Below are 19,089 nucleotides of genomic sequence, written 5' to 3' on the forward strand. Positions count from 1 at the left end.
TCCTTACACGGCAAGGAACGCCCCTTTGGGCTCAAACCAACGCCCCCTTGCAATGCAAACAGGTACCGTTTTTTGCGTGTCCGGCAACCTGTTGTCCATCAATGTATTATAAAGCCATATTATACTGTACGGAGAACATGAATGACATAAGTCAGTGAATGGCCTGTCCTAAAAATTCCACATCGCCCTGTCGCTGCCAGAAAGCTCGTCAACCCGTCATATCCTGCTTTTATACGGTATCTTCCGCTTTCCCTTTCAGTCGGAAGCGTGAACATGAATGGTGCCAGACATCGACATGACGGCAGGAGGTGGAAAGACAGACCGCTTCCGGACACTGCAACGCATACAGCGGGCGGCGAATGGGCGGCCTGCATGGAGAAAGTCTACCGGGCAGCAACGATAAAATGACCTTTCAAAAGGCTCTGGCCGCAGACAATTCCCCTGCCGAATCCGCAGATACACCACAGCGACAGGCCTCCTCGGAGGTTCTACAGGAGGGCTGCGGCAAGGTGCGGGAACGGCAGAGCAATGCAAGGAGACAATGTACACACCTCCTTTGCTGATACCCGCCGATGCCTGAGCGTACTGTGAAACTTCTGTAATGTAACACAATTCATGGCGCAAAACAACAGCAATAAAAAGTTTTTTAGTATCTTTGCAAGATAAACAATTGCCAAAGGCAATGCGTGAAAGAATATAGATTCACTATTCATAAAACCATACAGGAAGGATCATGCTGATAGACTATAAGAAAGTAAACATATATCAGGACGAACGCCTGATTCTGAAAGATGTAGACTTTCAGGCTGAACAGGGAGAGTTCATCTATCTCATCGGACGTGTCGGATCGGGTAAGAGCTCGCTGTTGAAAACCATCTACGGTGAACTGGACATTGACAGTGAGGATGCCGAGAAGGCCGTTGTTCTGGGCGAGAAAATGCCCGACATCAAACGGAGCCGTATCCCTGCTCTCCGCAGACAGATGGGTATCATCTTCCAGGACTTCCAGCTGCTGCATGACCGCTCCGTAGCCAAGAACCTCAAGTTCGTGTTGCAGGCAACAGGCTGGAACGACCGGAAGAAAATCAGCCGGCGGATCGGGGAAGTGCTGGAGCAGGTGGGCATGACCGACAAAAAGGACAAAATGCCCAGCGAGCTGTCGGGCGGCGAGCAGCAGCGTGTCGCCATCGCACGTGCCCTGCTGAACATGCCGAAGATGATCCTTGCCGACGAACCGACAGGCAACCTCGACCCGGAGACGGCCGCCAACATCGTCAGCATCCTGAAAGACACCTGCCAGACGGGGACAACCGTCATCATGTCGACCCACAACATCAGTCTCCTCGACCGCTTCCCGGGCAGGGTCTATCGCTGCAAGGACGGCGGGCTTTCCCAGCTCAACGACAAGCAGGATGCCTGCGATCTGGACGAGGAAGCAGCACTCATCGAGCCCATCATCGAGCCGGCGCAGGACGAATAGACAGACGTCGCCCAGCGTGAATCCACATACAGAAAAGACAGAAGAAGATGAAAGTAATGAAATTCGGGGGCACATCCGTCGGCTCGCCCGAGCGGATGAAAGATGTAGCCTCACTGATTACAAAGTCCGGGGAGCCCGCATTCATCGTGCTCTCCGCAATGAGTGGAACGACCAACACCCTGATAGAAATATCGGATTACCTCTACCGGAAGAATCCAGAGGGTGCCAACGAACTGATCAACCAGCTGGAACGGAAATATCTCGGACATATCGGGGAGCTGTATTCCACGGAAGAATACAGGCAGAAAACACGTGCGTTTCTGGAGGAGAAATTCAACTATCTGCGTTCCTTCACAAAAGACCTGTTCACTTCGTTCGAGGAGAAGAGCATCGTGGCACAGGGCGAGATACTGTCGACCAACATGATGGTGAACTACCTGCAGGAGCAGGGAGTCAAGGCCGTCCTGCTGCCCGCACTCGACTTCATGCGGACGGACAAGAATGCCGAGCCCGACGGTCAGTACATCAGAGAGCACCTGACAGCCATCATGAAGGAGAACGAAGGCTATCAGATCTGTATCACACAGGGGTTCATCTGCCGCAACGCCTACGGCGAAGTCGACAATCTGCAGCGCGGCGGATCGGACTACACGGCATCGCTTGTCGGAGCGGCCGTCAATGCCGAAGAGATTCAAATATGGACCGACATCGATGGAATGCACAACAACGACCCGCGTGTCGTTGAGAAGACCGAAGCCGTGCGCCAGCTGAACTTTGAAGAGGCTTCAGAGCTGGCTTATTTCGGTGCCAAGATCCTCCACCCCACCTGCGTACAGCCGGCGAAATATGCCGGCATCCCGGTCCGGCTGAAGAACACGATGGATCCGGATGCGGAAGGAACCATCATCAACAACACCCTCGTGAAAGGAAAGATCAAGGCGGTCGCCGCCAAAGATGACATCACGGCCATCAAGATCAAGTCGAGCCGCATGCTCGGCGCATCCGGCTTCCTGCGCAAGGTATTCGAGATCTTCGAGAGCTACCAGACACCGATTGACATGATCGCGACCAGTGAGGTGGGTGTGTCGATGACCATCGAGAACGACAGCCATCTGGCGGAAATCGTCGACGAACTGAAGAAGTACGGCACCGTCACCGTCGATGCAGAGATGTGCATCGTCTGCGTTGTCGGCGACCTCGACTGGAGCAATGTCGGCTTCGAGACACTGGCGACAGATGCCATGAAGGACATTCCGGTCCGCATGATCAGCTACGGAGGCAGCAACTACAACATCTCCTTCCTGATCAGGGAGACCGACAAGCAGTGCGCACTGCAGTCGCTGTCGGATGTCCTATTCAAGTAACAGAACCGGCAGCAGACCGACTTACAGGACACCCGTCGCAGAAGCGGACGCACGGTTTGTGAACCCGCCACCAGATGACTTTACAGCCCTATGTTCCACATGTCCTTACGGATAGCCGCATATAGGATAACGCCACTATACGATACAAATCAGACAGATGACCAACAGATTTCCGACAGACAAGTTCAAGCATATCGAGACCCCTTTCTACTATTACGACTGCAACCTCCTTCGGGAAACTCTGCAGGCGATCCATGAAGAAGTGAGGACACACGCAGACTTTATCGTCCACTATGCCGTCAAGGCCAATGCCAACGCAAAGGTGCTGAAGATGATCAGCCGGGCAGGAATGGGGGCCGACTGTGTGAGCGGAGGCGAGATACAACGCTGTCTGGACAGTGGCTTCCCAGCGGGCAGCATCGTCTATGCCGGCGTGGGGAAGGCAGACTGGGAAATCAATCTCGCACTCGACCACGACATCTTCTGCTTCAATGTGGAGAGCGTCGCAGAACTGGAAGTCATCAACAGTCTGGCTGCGAGGAAAGGGAAAGTGGCAAACGTATGCTTCCGCATCAACCCGGATGTAGGAGCGCATACGCATAAGATGATCACGACCGGACTGGCAGAGAACAAGTTCGGGATTGCCATGCAGGACATGGTGCCGGCCATCCGGGAGGCGGAAAGGATGGCGAACATCCGCTTTATCGGACTGCACTTCCACATCGGTTCACAGATTCTCGACATGACGGACTACCGCCATCTGTGCAGCCGGATCAACGAAATACAAGACGGTCTGGAGGAGCAGGGGATAGAGGTCAGGCACATCAACGTCGGAGGCGGACTGGGTATCGACTATGAACGTCCGGACAGCCATCCCATCCCCGACTTCAAGGCCTACTTCTATGTCTTTGCCCATTACCTGAAACTAAGGGAAGGGCAGAAGCTGCACTTTGAGCTGGGACGTGCCGTCGTCGGACAGATGGGAAGCCTCATCACACGCACGCTCTACGTAAAACAGGGAACGGCAAAGCAGTTCGCCATCGTGGACGCCGGCATGACCGACCTCATCCGTCCCGCCCTCTACCATGCCAGACATGAGATAGAGAATCTGTCGGGCGATGGGCCGGAACAGATCTATGACGTTGTGGGTCCCATCTGCGAGTCAAGTGACGTCTTCGCCAAGGACATCCCGCTGAATACCGTCCACCGGGGTGACCTGATTGCGCTTCGGTCGGCCGGGGCATACGGAGAAATCATGGCTTCGCAATACAACTGCCGCCGGCTGCCTGTCGGCTGCCTGTCTGACGAGCTTTAACAAAAACAATGCAACAAGCAAATGTTCACCTTTGATCATACAACCCTCCTCTTCTCGGCTGTGCTGTTGGCCGTGGCACTGCTGACAGCCCTGTGCAATCCTTTCTTCCGCAGAGTGAGGATATCAGAACACCGGACAGCAACGCCCGAGGCTGATGGAGAAGACACAACGGAGAGAACAGACGAAGGAGGGAAAGCTGTCGGAAGTTCGGCTATCCCTATGCTTCCGGCCGTCTCCATCATCTTCACGCCGCATGACAATGCGGAGGAACTCTCGAAAAACCTCCCATGCTATCTGGGTCAGCACTACCCGGCAGATTTCCAGGTAATTGTCGTCGCTCCGCAGAACGACCATGAGACAAGTGATGTGCTGAAACGCTTTGCCGGCAACAGCCGCCTCTACACCACCTTCATCCCCGATTCGTCCCGCTACATGAGCAGGAAGAAACTCGCTGTCACGCTGGGAGTCAAAGCGGCGAAATACGAGTGGGTGATGATGGCTGATATAGGCTGCCGCCCACAAGGCGATGACTGGCTGCGGACGATTGCCGGCAACTGTTCCGACGGAAGAGAGCTTGTGGTGGGATACACCCGCTATGAGGATGAGACTCCCGGCTACCGCCGCTTCGAACGTTATTACAGGGCACGCTACGCCATGCGCGAATACCAGCACGACAGGGCTTACGCCTGTCCTTTCAACGCACTGCTGTTCCGCAGAAGCATCTTCCTGCACGAAGAGGGATTCCGCGGGAACCTCAAGTATCTCCGAGGAGAGTTCGACTTCATGGTGAACAAATACGCCCGTGCCGGCAAGCTCGTAATGGAGAATGCTCCGGAGGGGACGCTCATCGAGGAGACACCAACGGAAAAAAGCTGGACGGGAAGCCACCTCTTCTATATGGAGAACCGGCGGCATCTGGCGCATACGGCACGCCATCGTCTCCTTCCCTTTCTGGACCAGGCGGCATTGCATGGCAACTACCTGTTACAGAGCACGGCGCTCATTGCCGCCATGCTGCTCGGCCGGTGGACGGTCGCCGCTGCCGCAGGACTGGCACTCATACTGACACTTGTCCTCCGCCTGCTCATCGGCAGGAAAGTTCTGGAGCGTTTCGACGTGGGAATCCCGGCCTGGAAAGTACTCCCCTACGAGATAGCAATAGCATGGCACTACCTGGGTTACAGGATTCAATACCGCCGTGCTGACAAGTACGACTTCATTTCTCATAAACTATAAATGCATATCCTCCATTACATAGACGGTATAGAAGCCGGCAACCTGCTGTCGGATCACCTCCTGCGGCTGGCTGCGGCACAGCGGGAATATGCAGATGTCAGGACGGTCACACAGTCCGACAGGTTCACCAGTGTACTTGCCGACAGCCCGGCAGACATCATACACATCCATGCCTGCTGGGACTACAAGGCCGCAAGATGCGCCAGACAGGCTGCCGGGAAGGGGCTTCCCGTCGTACTCTCACCGCACTGGGGGCTCGACACACGGATCCGTACAACGGAACAGAGGCTCACAAAACGTACGAAGGCACTGCTCTATCAGGCGAAGACAGTGCGATGTGCTGATGCACTCCTCGTCACCAACGAACGTGAGAAGCAGGACATACTCGGACTGGGATGGACAAAACGCATCGACGTAGTGGCAGACAGCGTGCTGGACAGCCGGCAGAGCGACGACCGGATGGCGCAGCAGACACTTGCTTTCTACCGAAAGGTATGCGACACCCGCTATCAGCTTGCCATGACCGCCATGGAGCGGGAAGCCATACCCAGCCTGCTGCACGCCGGACTGGCACAGGAACCGGCACACAATCTCCTGCCCAGCGACCAGCTGCTGAACCTGCGGAGCCTGCATCCTGAGCAATGGAAACGCATCCTGCTCTACGCCGACGACGAAGGGATAAGAGACATCATAGACGACGGCATCAGCCGTCTGCAGATCCAAGCACCGGACATAGACACGACGGCTATCCGGCGGTATGCCCTGCTGGCGCCCAAGGAGACCCGCTCCGTAGACACGAAAGAACTGTCCGGCAACCAGTTCCTGCGACGGCAGCGGCTCAATGACAATCTCAACCGGGAGGAGACGCTGGTCAGAGAAATCGCCGTCATGCTGGCAAACACACAGCGGATAGAACAGGAAGGCAACCTCTCGCTGCGGCAGCTGGCAGACCTCTATACCGCCATCAAATACAATGACTATGACGAAGACCGTCTGGGGGAAGTGCTCCGTCACATGCGCATCTACCGCTATGCACGCCGCATCATACAGGTCCTCTCCGAAAAGATCCAGCTGAAAGAGGGGTTCATGCCCTTCGCTCCACTCAACGACAGACAGACAAGGAAGATCATAAAAAGAAATTACAACCAAAGACATTAGTATATGACACACAAGCATTACGACCTGAAGAAAGACGAACGCTACTTACAGCTGCTGGAACAGTCATTCCCGAACATTGCTGATGCCACCACAGAAATCATCAACCTTGAAGCCATTGCCCACCTCCCCAAGGGCACGGAGCACTTCCTCGCCGACATACACGGCGAATACCAGGCTTTCCAGCATGTACTGAAGAACGCTTCAGGCAATATCAAACGAAAGGTAAACGAACTCTTCGGAGACACGCTCCGCAGTACGGAGAAACGCGAGCTGTGTACGCTGATCTACTATCCGGAACAGAAACTGGAACTCGTAAAGCATGAGGAGAAGGACATCAATGACTGGTACCATATTACGATCTACCGGCTGATAGAGGTCTGCCGAGATGTTTCCAGCAAATACACCCGGTCAAAGGTACGCAAATCCCTGCCGCCAGATTTCTCCTACATCATCCAGGAACTGCTGCACGAACACTCGGACGACAAGGACAAGACCGACTACGTGAGCGCCATCATCAAGACGATCATATCGACCGGACGCGCCGACGACTTCATCATCGCCGTCTGCGAGGTCATCCAGCGGCTTGCCATCGACCAGCTGCACATCCTCGGCGATGTCTACGACCGCGGGCCGGGTGCCCACATCGTGATGGACACCCTGCAGAACTATCACACATGGGACATTACCTGGGGGAACCATGACATCCTGTGGATGGGAGCCTGCGCCGGCAATGACGCCTGCATCTGCAACGTCATCCGCATCGCCCTGCGTTATGCCAACATGGCGACCATAGAAGACGGGTACGGAATCAACCTTATCCAGCTGGCGACACTCGCCATGGACGTGTACGGCAACGACCCCTGCGAGGAATTCATGCCGAAAGTGTCGAAGGACAATCCGCTTGACGAGCGCAGCCTGACCTTGACCGCACAGATGCACAAGGCCATCAGTATTCTCCAGTTCAAGATCGAGTCGCAGATGATCGCCCGCCACCCGCTCTGGAAGATGGATGACCGCCGCCTGCTCCATGCCATCGATTACAAGAAAGGCACGATTGTCGTGGACGGAAAAGAATACAAGATGCGTTCCTGCAATTTCCCGACCATCAACCCTGACCAGCCCGACCAGCTCACTGAGGAGGAGCAGCTTCTCATCGACCGCCTGCACCACTCCTTCACTTCCAGCGAGAAACTGCGCAGCCACATCCGGGCGCTGCTCCGTCACGGCTGTATGTACAACATCGTCAATCACAACCTGCTCTATCACGCATCCATCCCGCTTACAAAAGACGGAAAGCTGAAAGAGGTGGAAATCGCACCGGGTGAGAAACTGAAAGGCAAGGAACTGCTTTATCAGACCGGCATGAAGATACGCTCCGCCTTCCAGACGAACAGCGACCTGCAGACGGAGGAGGAACACCAGGATGCCGTCGACTTCTTCCTCTATCTATGGTGCGGACCGGACAGCCCGCTCTTCGATAAAGCCAAGATGGCTACTTTCGAACGGTATTTCCTGACCGAGAAAGAGACGCACAAGGAGGCAAAGGGTTACTACTTCACCATGCGCGACAATGAACAGACCGTCGACATGATCATGGACGAGTTCGGTGTACAACAGCCCAACCGCCACATCATCAACGGCCATGTGCCCGTCCATGTCGTCAAGGGAGAAAGCCCTATCAAAGCCAACGGGAAGCTGATGGTCATCGACGGAGGATTCTCACAGGCCTATCACAAGGAGACGGGCATCGCCGGCTATACCCTCGTCTACCATTCCCGCGGTTTCCAGCTTGTCCAGCACGAGCCGTTCACATCCGCTGAAGATGCCATCAAACGGGGTACGGACATCGTTTCGACGACCCAGATTGTCGAGATGAATCAGCATCGGCTCCGGGTCGAAGATACCGACAAGGGGAAAGAGCTGCGACTTCAGATTGAAGCTCTCAAGGAACTGCTTTACGCTTATCGCTGCGGTTTCCTCACCGAGCACGAACGGAAAACCCCGCCCAAGGCATAAAGGACAACCGCTGCAGTCTGGTAAACGGGACTCTGTATAAGCCGGGCATCCGCTCCTCAACGCATATAGGACGATGACCGGGACGAACCGGCTTCACCGTCTCCTGCCGATGTACTGATGCCCGACACATACCGTGCTGATGTCCGACACCAGTCGTGATGAAGCCTTGTACGTTTACAATCTGTTGCCCGGATGGGGACAGCCCGTAGGACAAACAGATACGTACTGTCCGAACACAACGTAACTTATTGTAAGAAGGATCCGCTTCCCAAGAGAAAACGAGAAACCACCGGTTGAAAGAAAACTGCGTGCAGGAATCTATGCAATGCAGGTCTTGCCGACAGCGATAGAAAACGTTAAAAGAACAGCGCAAGAGCAAGAAAAGTATGGAAGAGACCGTCCTGCGAGGAGATACGGTCAGCCATACTTTTCTTGCTCTTGCGCTGTTCTTTATATCTGATGTCTTTAAGCAGGTCAGACAATCGTCACCTCCAGTCTGATCCGCAGCATGAGGCCTATCACCCGCAGCAGCTTCGCCTTGTCCTTGGTCGTGTTAGGAACCATTATCCAGCGGTTCTCGACGATCTGCAGCTGAGAATGAACCTTCCGGGAGGTTGTTATCAGTTCATGGCCGCTCCACGTCAGATGTAAACGCATCACATTGTCAACGCCGAGCCGGCGGATCGTCCCAAGATAGACATCCAGTGCACTTCCGTTTGCAACGTATATCCCATCGGGCAACCTGACCCGGATCCGGTCTTTCGTCCGGCTCCTCTTTTCTTTGTCGGCATCAACCTGGACTTCAAAATCCGTACCTGTCTCAATAGACAGATTCAATGACAACTGATCGCTGATGACCCGCAGCTGCATATACTTATTGTCGGTCGACGACTGGGTATTCAGATACCAGCCGTCACAGACGGATTTCATCCACGCCTTGTATTTGGGATAAATCTCCCTGGCAAGTATCGGAAGATGGCATAAATCCAGCTTTATCAAAGGGAATTTGTCCGACCCGATCGTCCTCAATACAGCAATCATCGTTGCAGAAGCATTGTTGCAGCAGATCACCTTCCCATCAGGAAAAGTAACACGGATGAGTTTCTTTTTCGCTCTGAGTCTCCCGTTCTCAATTTCCATTTTATCTTATTTTAGTTGAACATCCGGTTAAACGGTAATACCTGTCTGAGAATGTAGACCGCACAGATGCGGAAGCGGCACCGTCCCGCCACGGCTACGGTCAGAAAGCAATCCGAGGAGGCAGGAGGGATGCCCCAGCCACTATCTGCACTTGCATGCCCTGCCGGCATTGTGCTTAGGAACAAGGACATACACACCGTCTCTGACCGTCGGGAAACTGATTTCGTCTCCGCCTGCACATCGAAAAGCAACGGGCCGCCCGTCACCTGCCGTCACGATGAAGTCTTTTGCCAGACCCGCATACTTCACCACACAGGTGGAACCGGCACCGGAGACGATCCGCACCTTCGCAGCCCGTGCCTTTTCCCATGCTATGTCGACCGTGAAGTTGCCGACAGCCTTCAGTCCCTTGACCGATCCTTTGTCCCAGAAAGCTGCCGGTAAAGCCGGCAGAAGAACGAGCTTTCCACTATAACTCTGCAAGAGCATCTCTGCGACACCTGCCGTATAGCCGAAGTTGCCGTCAATCTGATAGGGTGCATGGGCATCCCACAGGTTCTCATAGATGCCGCCTGCCCCCTCATTCACATCCGTCGTCCACGTCTGCTGCAAGGCCCGCCTGATGAGGTTGTGACAGTGCTGCCCCTCGTGCGCACGGGCATTGAGATTGATCTTATGACCGAGCGACCACCCGGTGCCATGACCGTCGCCGCGGGCAATCAGCGATGTGCGTGCGGCCTGGAACACGGCCTTGTCCTCATCTCCGCTGATCTGGCTGCAAGGATAGAGCCCCATCAAGTGGGAGATATGGCGGTGTGCCCTGTACTCGTCCACCCCGATCTTGCCGGGGTTGTTGAACTGTGACGTGTACTTCCACTCCCGCAGATAGGTCTGTCCGTCAGCAGGGTTGACTTCCGTATGACAGCCATCGTCGAGCAGGGTGAAATAGGCCGCAAGGGAATCACGGAACGTCCTTGAGACCACCTCGTCACCAAGCACCTCGATGGCCTTGCGGGTGTTGTTGAACAGATCCCAGACCAGCTGCTGGCTGTGCGCGGTGGCGTTCTCCGTCGGGCCATGCTCCGGCGACCACTCTTCAGGACACTCGTATGTGCCGTCGGCGGCCTTCACCAGCTTCCGCAGCCAATAGTCAACGGCCGACTTCATCACCGGGAAAGCCTGCCTGCGCAGGTATTCCCTGTCCAGCGTGTAAGCATAGTGCTGCCACAGATGCTGGCAATACCAGGCGTTGGCGACCGTATAGGTGTTGGCGAAGGTGGTGCCAGAGCCATAGATGTTGTTCTCGGTCGGCAACGTCCAGCCGGCATCCACCTTTCCCATGTCCCTGGCAAAGCGTCGCCAGGCAGGCTTCACACACGCCTCACGGTAAATGTAATCGAGGAACGGACGGTGCAGCTCCGAAAGGTTGGTCGGCTCTGCCGGCCAGTAATTCATCTGCACATTGATGTTGGCATGGATGTCAGCGTGCCAGGCAGGGGCGTTGCTGTTGTTCCAGATTCCCTGCAGGTTGGCAGGGAGAGAGACGCCGCGGCTGGAACTGATCAGCAGATAACGCCCGTAACTGAAATAAAGCTCTTCCAGGAAGAGGTTGCCTTGCGGATCGGTACGGTAGCCGCTGATAAGCTGCGGGGTCGGAACGTCACTCCCGGTGCTGCAGAGGGTAAGCAGACAACGGTCGAAGAGCGACTTGTAATCGGCTTTGTGAGCAGCCAGCAGGGCATCATACCCCTTACGCCGGGCACCGTCGACAGCGGCCATCGCACGGCCGGCAAGCTGTTCCGTACCGGAAACATATTCGGGAGCTGCCGCATCGAAGTCGGTCAGACCACGGAGATAGACCGTCATGCTGTTGGCGTCACTCACCTCGACAAGACCCTCCGCATTCTTTGTGACCGTACCGCCGTCCGCTACGATGCGTGCTGCACAGCAGTAGCTTTCCGGAGTGGCCTCCCCCTCATCGTTCTGCCGCCTGACCTGTCCGTCAAAGGTAATCGTAGCCCGGCCGGGACCGTCTACCGTATAGCTTACATGCGACCCATTCTGATCTTTCAGGGCAAGCGTCGTGTTGATCATCCCGCCCCGTGTGGCAGTATATCTGACCACGACACAGCTGTCCGGATTGCTCGCAAAGTAAGTACGGCTGTACCCTACTCCGTCCATACTGAACCGTACGCCTGCCACGGCGTCGTTGATGTCAAGGTAACGCACATAGTCCGTCACTCCTTTCATGCCGCGGCTGCGGATAAGGAGATTGCCGAAGTTCAGATAACTGCCATAAGCGGCCGTGCTGGTCAGACCGCCGAGCTTGCCGCTCCATAGCGTCTTGTCATTGAACTGCACGTCGTCAACGACAATCTGCCCCATCACGGTCGCCCCGAACTGGCCGTTGCCGACGGGCAGACAGGAAGTCATCCAGTCCGTCGCAGGCCTGGTGTACCAAAGCGTGTATCTGTTGGCAGGCCTGAATGCAGCAATGCCTGTCACGGACACCGAATCATCATCAGGCACGCCGCCACGGGCTCCGCCCATCCAAGAGCATACGCCCCTTACGGGAGCCGCACGGCCGCACCTTCCGACCGACTTTCCTTCAGCGGATAGCGAACCACAGACCGCCAGAGAAAGGGCGGCAAACAAGGTCTTTGCTTTTATATTGTTCATTCTTATACATGTCGTGCCTTGCGCCGAGACCTCAATCCCTGACCTCAGACCACTTTCGGGCTTTCAGTTGAATATGAATACCAGTTCCTGACCGGCAAAGGTACGGTATTTTTGAAAGATATGATGTGATATTGAAGTATTTTATACCATAAGAAACGATCCGGAACTGACCTTGCCAACCCCATAATGCCCGCCGTCCCATCCCGTTACCTGCGGTCTCCCCTGCTTTCTTCGTATGCATGCACAGCCTGCTATGGACACATAAGAAGAAAGCAGCATCCACCCGGACAGATCGGCAGAAGTCCATCGACGGTCTTCCCACAGACCTCGCCTTACAGTACAGTTCACAGAGGCCATGCCCTGAGAGCAGGGGACAGAGGCCTCATGCCGCTCACTTGAACAGATCCTGACAGGCTTTCCAGCCGAAATGTCTGTAAAGCCGGTTGAGGCGTGCCTCCCGCTCCCTGAAGGAGGCAAAGTCCTTCCTGCCGTTCTCCGTCCATCCTGTCTCCGACACGGCGGCGACCCGCGGCAGAAGCTGGTAGAAGGCCAGATCACGCCCTACGATATATTCTGTCCAGAGATTAGCCTGTACCCCTTTTATATGCTGTTTCAGCTCGGGAGACGCATCTTCGGGCACCGGATTATAACCGTAGGTCGTCTCCACCGGCAGCAGACCTCCGATGAGGGTCAGGGCATCGTTCTTCGTCTGGTAATAATCAAGATAATAGTAGGCCGTCGGCGACATGATGGCATCCAGTCCACGGCGGGCAGCCTCCTGTCCTCCGGACACACCCCGCCAGCTCATGACGGTCGTCCCTTTGTCTACATCTCCTTCGAGGATCTCGTCCCATCCGATGATCCTACGTCCTTTCTCTGCCAGATGCTTTGCCACCCGGTTCATGAAACAGACCTGCAGCCGGCCCTCCGCAGAGAACCCATCCGTCCCTTTCAGTCCCAGACGCTGAATCTCCGCCTGACAGCGTGGGCACGACTTCCAGCGGTCGCGCGGAGCCTCATCTCCGCCGAGATGGATGTACTTCGACGGGAAGATCTCCAGCAGTTCGTCCAGGACATTGTACACGAACTCATAGGTCTTGGGATTGCCTGCACAGAGAATATCGGGAAATACGCCCCACTCCTCCGCTACCTTGTAAGGGCCTCCGGTACAGCCCAGTTCGGGATAGGCGGCCAGAGCACCGAGCATGTGTCCCGGCATATCGATTTCGGGAATCACGGTGATGTAACGGTCGGCAGCATACTTCACGACTTCACGCATATCCTCCTTGGTGTAATAACCATCGTAAGGCGTGTCGTCATAGAGCCCCGTCATGCGCCCGATAACGGTCTGTGCCCGCTTCGACCCCACCTCGGTGAGCCGGGGATAGCGGTCGATCTGCACACGCCATCCCTGATCCTCGGTAAGGTGCCAGTGGAAAATGTTGATGTTGTGGAGTGCCAGCATATCAATGAACTCCTTGATGAAACTCAGCTTGAAATAGTGGCGGGCACAGTCGAGCATCGTCCCCCGATAGCTGAAACGGGGATAGTCGGCAATTCGGACGGCAGGAAAACCGACGGTCTCCGTCTGCTCCACCGGAAGCGACTTGCGCAGCGTCTGGATTCCATAGAACACTCCGCGAGGAGTTCTGCCCTCCACGGTGATGCCCTTGGGCTTCACGGTGATGACGTATCCCTCCTCGTTCTCTATCCCGGTGTTGAGCTTCAGTGTGATGGCAGTCCCCTTCTTGTCGGTGTCCCCCACTGCGATTCCCGTAGCCTCCCGGATATACTGCTTCAGGAACGAAGCGTTGCGATACATCGCCTCGTCCGTTCCCACAACGTTGACGACGGAATTTTCGTCCAGGACAAATGTCCCTCCTTTCCCTGCCGTAATGCTCTGCGGCAAAGGAACTACCTGATAATTGGCCTCTGTGGCATGGAGCGAAAGGCACGCTATCATCATAGCCACGGAAAACAAGATTTTCTTCATGCTGTCTTTTACTGGATGATGGGTATTTAGGTCTTTATGAAGTAAGCCGGCATGCAGGCTGATGCCAAAGAGGGAACATGAGCAGACCGTATAGAAGCGGTCAACGCTTCGTGTCTTCTTCAGAACCCGCCGGAATGCTGCACAAAGATACAAAAAAGATTAATAATTCCAAGGAGATCACAAAGAAAAAGTGCATGGAGGGAGGAGCGTCAGAAACACACCGGCTCCGGTCATCACCTGCCGGCAGAAAGAAAAGTCGGAAACTTTCCACAAACGTGCCGGAGCATACTGTTCAGCTGAAAGGAAAAAAACAAAAGGGGAACATCTGAGGTCGGATATAAAAAGATAAAATATATTGACATCACACAGCAGCTGATTTCGTTGGAAACATCAAAACCGTCAGCCAATCGTCACGCTACAACTGACAGGAAGTCAAGCAATTGAAAAGCAGGATTTCAACAGATGCCCGGTTGCATCTCAAACAAGCACCCCTTAGCCCCTTGCCAAGCACCGACAACGTCCCAAGTGAGGCCTGATTGGAATGCAAACAAGCGTCTATTGATTCACACGCATGAATTATCTTGACAAAAAACAGCAGACAGACCGTCTCTTCCGTTTTGCTCTTTTGACATTACGCCTCTGCTTTCCCATGTCGCTATCCTTTTACAAGCAACCGGTTAAACGGTCTGCCTCTGTACTCATCAGCTCATTTTTCATAAAGGAAAATACAGAAGATAGCTTAATTGCATTTGGGACAAAAAACTACTGGCACAGCTTCAGCAGGATTCGAGCTTGCAGCAGGAATGATTCCGCTGACAGGGAACCGTACGGTTGTGAGGGCATCTGCAAATAAGCAATATCAGGACAAGGAAGGCAGAGGCGAGGCTGACACCTTTTGGTTTAAGAGCCATATAGATCATGATTGTACTTTTATGATCGGACTCAGTGCATTTTTTCCACAAGCATACGGCCAAGTGGGATGCCGAGCCGCCGGGAAAGCCGTTCCAGTTCTTTCTTCCGCCCAGACTCCATGGGGCGGTCATAGAGCTGTTCGATGACGCATAAACGACCGATAGTGTCGTTGGGAAAAGGATCATCCACTACTTCGGAAGGACAGTAGAATACGATGGCATTCAGGGATTCGTAAACTTTGATGGAGTCGGGAGCTCTATAATTGTAGAAAGCTACTTCCTTTTCCGTCAGCCCGCTGATTTTGTAAACAGCTGTCATGTCGTTGTCGAAGAAGTCATATCTGTATTGCCGTGCAAGGTAATCTCCGTCCTTGCAAAAGCAGGTGGGAGGGAAAAAGATGTCGCTTCCTATGACGTGAAGAAAAAAGGCGGACATCCACAGAAACGTCCCCGTCAATCCTCCGTAAAGGCGTACGGCCAGCTTCCACCTGCGTTTCCGTGCAGCCATCATCAGCGCAAAGGGCGACAAGAGAGCCACCCAGATCAGCCAGTAAGTCAGCCCCCAGCGCAAGTGGGTGTCTTCAGGCAGCAGGATGTAGATCAATCCACAGAGCATCATCGAGCCAAAGTGCAAAGTCGCAGCAATTACCAGTTCCTTGCATTGGACGAATGACTTTATTTTTCCGCATTGAGACCTGATCATAATATTGCCAAAGTTTGTCACGTCACAAAATTACGTTTTTCCGTGTTAACAGACAAACAATCAACCGTCAATTCCGGTTTGTTGTCAGATATTTCCTGCCTCTCGAGTGACATTTCCTCCTCTTCTGACATATAGGCAAGGCCGTGTATCTCCGTTTTTGAGACAAGCCGGATGCTGCCGTACCTGAGGCTGTCGGAGGAAGAAATCCGTATGGAGGGTGCAGGATGGAGAAGAAGGTGTTGCCGTAAGTGAAAAGACAGCCGGTTGGCAAACGGCCGGGGGAGGTCCGTGGACGCATGGTACGCCTTCCGCTGCGACGGCCGGCTGCCATGCGGCTGTTGACGTTTCTGCTTTCTTGCCGGAAAACAGTGTTTCACCGCCGATACTTTTTCTTTTTTTTCAAACTTGCAGGCAACTTTTTCTTTTGTACTTTGCTTATATCTTTTTTATTTGCTATCTTTGCGCATGGAATAAAAGAGACTTCTTAAATTATAAAATGGCTAAAATAAAGACAATCGGCATTTTGACTTCCGGCGGTGATGCACCGGGTATGAATGCGGCCATCCGTGCCGTGACAAGAGCGGGTATCTACAACGGATTTGACATAAAGGCCATCTATCGTGGGTATGACGGACTGATTACAAACGATATACGTCCTTTTACAACCGAGAATGTCAGCGGAATCATCGGCCAAGGCGGAACGATTCTGAAGACGGCACGCTCCAAGGAGTTCGCTACGGAAGAAGGCAGGAAGAAGGCACATGACAACCTTGCTGCCGCAGGCATTGACGCGCTGGTGGTCATCGGCGGGAACGGGTCGCTGACTGGCGCCATGAAATTCGCACAGGAATTTGACATCTGCTGCATCGGCCTGCCCGGCACCATCGACAACGACCTCTATGGGACGGACAACACCATCGGCTATGACACGACGATGAACACCATCGTGGAGTGTGTCGACCGGATCCGTGACACGGCACAGAGCCATGAACGCATCTTCTTCGTCGAGGTGATGGGACGCGACGCAGGATTTCTCGCCCAGAACTCCGCCATTGCAAGCGGTGCGGAAGCAGCCATCATCCCGGAAGACTCGACGGATGTGGATCAGCTGGCACGTTTCATGGAACGCGGCATCCGCAAGTCGAAGCGAAGCTGCATCGTCATCGTTTCCGAAAGTCCGAAGTGCGGTGCAATGTATTATGCCGACCGTGTGCGCAAGGAGTTTCCCGACTACGACGTGCGTGTGTCAATCCTCGGACACCTGCAGCGCGGCGGCCGGCCGTCGGCGCGTGACCGCATTCTGGCAAGCCGGACAGGGGTCGGTGCCATCGAGGCCATCATGCAGGGACAGCGCAACATCATGGTAGGAGTAAGAAACAATGAGGTGGCTTACGTTCCGCTGTCAGAGGCCATCCGGTCCGACAAGCCTTTCGACAGGAAACTGATCAAGGTTCTCGACGAACTGAGCATCTGATTCCAGGGCATGACGTGCACCTTGTTATATATAGAGAAGAAAGTAATAATAAAAAACAACAAAGATATTTATGTCACAGATTAATGGGCGTATCTCCCAGATCATCGGTCCTGTTATCGATGTCTTCTTTGATACCAAGGGAGAGAATCCTGAGAAGGTTCTGCCTAAGATTTACGATGCCCTGCGCGTAAAGCGTCCGAACGGGCAGGATTTGATCATCGAGGTACAGCAGCACATCGGGGAGGATACCGTGCGCTGTGTGGCCATGGACAATACCGAAGGGCTGCAGCGCGGTCTTGAGGTCGTACCGACAGGCAGCCCTATCGTCATGCCCGCAGGAGAGCAGATCAAGGGACGCATGATGAACGTCATCGGCCAGCCTATCGACGGCATGGAGCCTCTGAAGATGGAGGGGGCTTACCCCATTCACCGCGAGGCGCCGAAGTTCGAAGAACTGTCTACGCACAAGGAGATGCTCCAGACGGGCATCAAGGTCATCGACCTGCTTGAACCTTACATGAAAGGTGGCAAAATCGGACTTTTCGGCGGTGCCGGCGTGGGCAAGACGGTGCTGATCATGGAGCTGATCAACAACATCGCCAAAGGGCATAACGGCTACTCCGTGTTTGCCGGTGTAGGGGAACGTACCCGTGAGGGAAACGACCTGATCCGGGACATGCTGGAATCCGGCGTGATCCGCTATGGCGAGAAATTCCGGAAGGCCATGGAGGAAGGCAAGTGGGATCTCTCGCTTGTCGACCAGGAGGAACTGCAGAAATCGCAGGCCACCCTTGTCTACGGACAGATGAACGAACCGCCGGGGGCACGTGCTTCTGTGGCTCTCTCAGGACTGACCGTTGCAGAGGAGTTCCGTGACCACGGAGGCAAGAACGGTGAGCCGGCCGACATCATGTTCTTCATTGACAACATCTTCCGTTTCACACAGGCAGGTTCAGAGGTTTCTGCATTGCTGGGGCGTATGCCTTCAGCCGTGGGTTACCAGCCGACGCTGGCCAGTGAAATGGGTGCCATGCAGGAACGTATCACATCGACAAAGCGCGGTTCCATCACTTCCGTACAGGCCGTCTATGTGCCGGCTGACGACCTGACCGACCCGGCTCCGGCGACGACCTTCACTCACCTGGACGCAACAACCGAGCTGAGCCGTAAGATCACCGAGCTGGGCATCTATCCGGCCGTAGACCCGCTGGGCAGCACGTCGCGTATCCTTGACCCGCTGATTGTCGGCAAGGAACACTATGACTGCGCACAGCGCGTAAAGCAGCTGCTGCAGCACTACAACGAACTGCAGGACATCATCGCCATCCTGGGTATGGACGAGCTGTCAGACGAGGACAAGCAGGTTGTGAACCGTGCGCGCCGTGTGCAACGGTTCCTGTCCCAGCCGTTCACAGTCGCCGAGCAGTTCACGGGCGTCAAAGGCGTCATGGTCCCTATCGAGGAAACCATCAAGGGCTTCAACGCCATTCTGAACGGTGAGGTCGACGACCTGCCGGAGCAGGCGTTCCTGAACGTAGGTACAATCGAGGATGCCAAGGAGAAGGCCAAGAGACTTCTGGAGGCTACACAATAACAGCTCCTTGTGCAAACAGAATCATA

General features: G+C 54.6%; 12 protein-coding genes. 8 read left to right on the top strand and 4 right to left on the bottom strand.

Annotation, left to right across the window (positions count from 1 at the left end; translation table 11 throughout):
- The first annotated feature begins 733 nt into the window (after window positions 1-733).
- The 6 genes from J4864_RS03255 to J4864_RS03280 all read left to right on the top strand — a co-directional run bounded on the left by J4864_RS03255 (window position 734) and on the right by J4864_RS03280 (window position 8,569).
- Window positions 734-1,480, top strand: coding sequence for a cell division ATP-binding protein FtsE (locus J4864_RS03255; protein ID WP_211814576.1), 747 nt, complete (start codon window positions 734-736; stop codon window positions 1,478-1,480).
- A gap of 47 nt (window positions 1,481-1,527) precedes the next feature.
- Window positions 1,528-2,844 carry an aspartate kinase gene (locus tag J4864_RS03260; RefSeq protein ID WP_211814577.1) on the top strand — a complete coding sequence of 439 codons (1,317 nt, stop codon included), beginning with the start codon at window positions 1,528-1,530 and terminating at the stop codon, window positions 2,842-2,844.
- 157 nt (window positions 2,845-3,001) lie between these two features.
- Window positions 3,002-4,159, top strand: a complete 1,158-nt coding sequence (gene lysA / locus J4864_RS03265) for a diaminopimelate decarboxylase (protein ID WP_211814578.1) — start codon at window positions 3,002-3,004, stop codon at window positions 4,157-4,159.
- Window positions 4,160-4,180: 21 nt separating this feature from the next.
- Window positions 4,181-5,395, top strand: a complete 1,215-nt coding sequence (locus J4864_RS03270) for a glycosyltransferase family protein (RefSeq protein ID WP_211814579.1) — start codon at window positions 4,181-4,183, stop codon at window positions 5,393-5,395.
- A complete protein-coding gene (locus J4864_RS03275; RefSeq protein WP_211814580.1) occupies window positions 5,396-6,553 on the top strand; it encodes a glycosyltransferase in 1,158 nt (385 codons plus the stop codon). It abuts the gene before it with no gap.
- 3 nt (window positions 6,554-6,556) lie between these two features.
- Window positions 6,557-8,569 carry a fructose-1,6-bisphosphatase gene (locus J4864_RS03280; protein ID WP_211814581.1) on the top strand — a complete coding sequence of 671 codons (2,013 nt, stop codon included), beginning with the start codon at window positions 6,557-6,559 and terminating at the stop codon, window positions 8,567-8,569.
- A gap of 474 nt (window positions 8,570-9,043) precedes the next feature.
- On the opposite strand, the gene J4864_RS03285 is transcribed toward J4864_RS03280, so the two are convergent.
- The 4 genes from J4864_RS03285 to J4864_RS03300 form a co-directional block, all read right to left on the bottom strand.
- Window positions 9,044-9,709: a hypothetical protein gene (locus J4864_RS03285; protein ID WP_211814582.1), complete on the bottom strand. Its 666-nt coding sequence runs from the start codon at window positions 9,707-9,709 to the stop codon at window positions 9,044-9,046.
- 141 nt (window positions 9,710-9,850) lie between these two features.
- A complete protein-coding gene (locus tag J4864_RS03290) occupies window positions 9,851-12,388 on the bottom strand; it encodes a glycoside hydrolase family 95 protein (RefSeq protein ID WP_211814583.1) in 2,538 nt (845 codons plus the stop codon).
- 391 nt (window positions 12,389-12,779) lie between these two features.
- On the bottom strand, window positions 12,780-14,381 hold the full coding sequence (locus J4864_RS03295; RefSeq protein WP_211813498.1) for a beta-N-acetylhexosaminidase: 1,602 nt from the start codon (window positions 14,379-14,381) through the stop codon (window positions 12,780-12,782).
- Window positions 14,382-15,323: 942 nt separating this feature from the next.
- Window positions 15,324-15,995 carry a hypothetical protein gene (locus J4864_RS03300; RefSeq protein WP_211813499.1) on the bottom strand — a complete coding sequence of 224 codons (672 nt, stop codon included), beginning with the start codon at window positions 15,993-15,995 and terminating at the stop codon, window positions 15,324-15,326.
- A 496-nt stretch (window positions 15,996-16,491) separates the two neighbouring features.
- Here J4864_RS03300 and pfkA point away from each other — a divergent pair, with 496 nt between their 5' ends.
- Together pfkA and atpD are read left to right on the top strand one after the other, a co-directional pair.
- Complete coding sequence (gene pfkA, locus J4864_RS03305) at window positions 16,492-17,469, top strand: 6-phosphofructokinase (protein WP_040554845.1); 978 nt, start codon at window positions 16,492-16,494, stop codon at window positions 17,467-17,469.
- Window positions 17,470-17,539: 70 nt separating this feature from the next.
- On the top strand, window positions 17,540-19,063 hold the full coding sequence (gene atpD / locus J4864_RS03310) for a F0F1 ATP synthase subunit beta (protein ID WP_007368788.1): 1,524 nt from the start codon (window positions 17,540-17,542) through the stop codon (window positions 19,061-19,063).
- The last annotated feature ends 26 nt before the right edge of the window (window positions 19,064-19,089 follow it).

This window comes from Prevotella multiformis (assembly GCF_018127985.1).
Taxonomy (GTDB): domain Bacteria; phylum Bacteroidota; class Bacteroidia; order Bacteroidales; family Bacteroidaceae; genus Prevotella; species Prevotella multiformis.

Coding starts and splice junctions, on each gene's coding strand:
- J4864_RS03260 (WP_211814577.1), top strand. CDS start 1,528: ATGAAAGTAATGAAATTCGGGGGCACATCCGTCGGCTCGCCCGAGCGG.
- J4864_RS03295 (WP_211813498.1), bottom strand. CDS start 14,381: ATGAAGAAAATCTTGTTTTCCGTGGCTATGATGATAGCGTGCCTTTCG.
- atpD (WP_007368788.1), top strand. CDS start 17,540: ATGTCACAGATTAATGGGCGTATCTCCCAGATCATCGGTCCTGTTATC.
- J4864_RS03275 (WP_211814580.1), top strand. CDS start 5,396: ATGCATATCCTCCATTACATAGACGGTATAGAAGCCGGCAACCTGCTG.
- J4864_RS03270 (WP_211814579.1), top strand. CDS start 4,181: ATGTTCACCTTTGATCATACAACCCTCCTCTTCTCGGCTGTGCTGTTG.
- J4864_RS03255 (WP_211814576.1), top strand. CDS start 734: ATGCTGATAGACTATAAGAAAGTAAACATATATCAGGACGAACGCCTG.
- J4864_RS03300 (WP_211813499.1), bottom strand. CDS start 15,995: ATGATCAGGTCTCAATGCGGAAAAATAAAGTCATTCGTCCAATGCAAG.
- pfkA (WP_040554845.1), top strand. CDS start 16,492: ATGGCTAAAATAAAGACAATCGGCATTTTGACTTCCGGCGGTGATGCA.
- J4864_RS03280 (WP_211814581.1), top strand. CDS start 6,557: ATGACACACAAGCATTACGACCTGAAGAAAGACGAACGCTACTTACAG.
- J4864_RS03285 (WP_211814582.1), bottom strand. CDS start 9,709: ATGGAAATTGAGAACGGGAGACTCAGAGCGAAAAAGAAACTCATCCGT.
- lysA (WP_211814578.1), top strand. CDS start 3,002: ATGACCAACAGATTTCCGACAGACAAGTTCAAGCATATCGAGACCCCT.
- J4864_RS03290 (WP_211814583.1), bottom strand. CDS start 12,388: ATGAACAATATAAAAGCAAAGACCTTGTTTGCCGCCCTTTCTCTGGCG.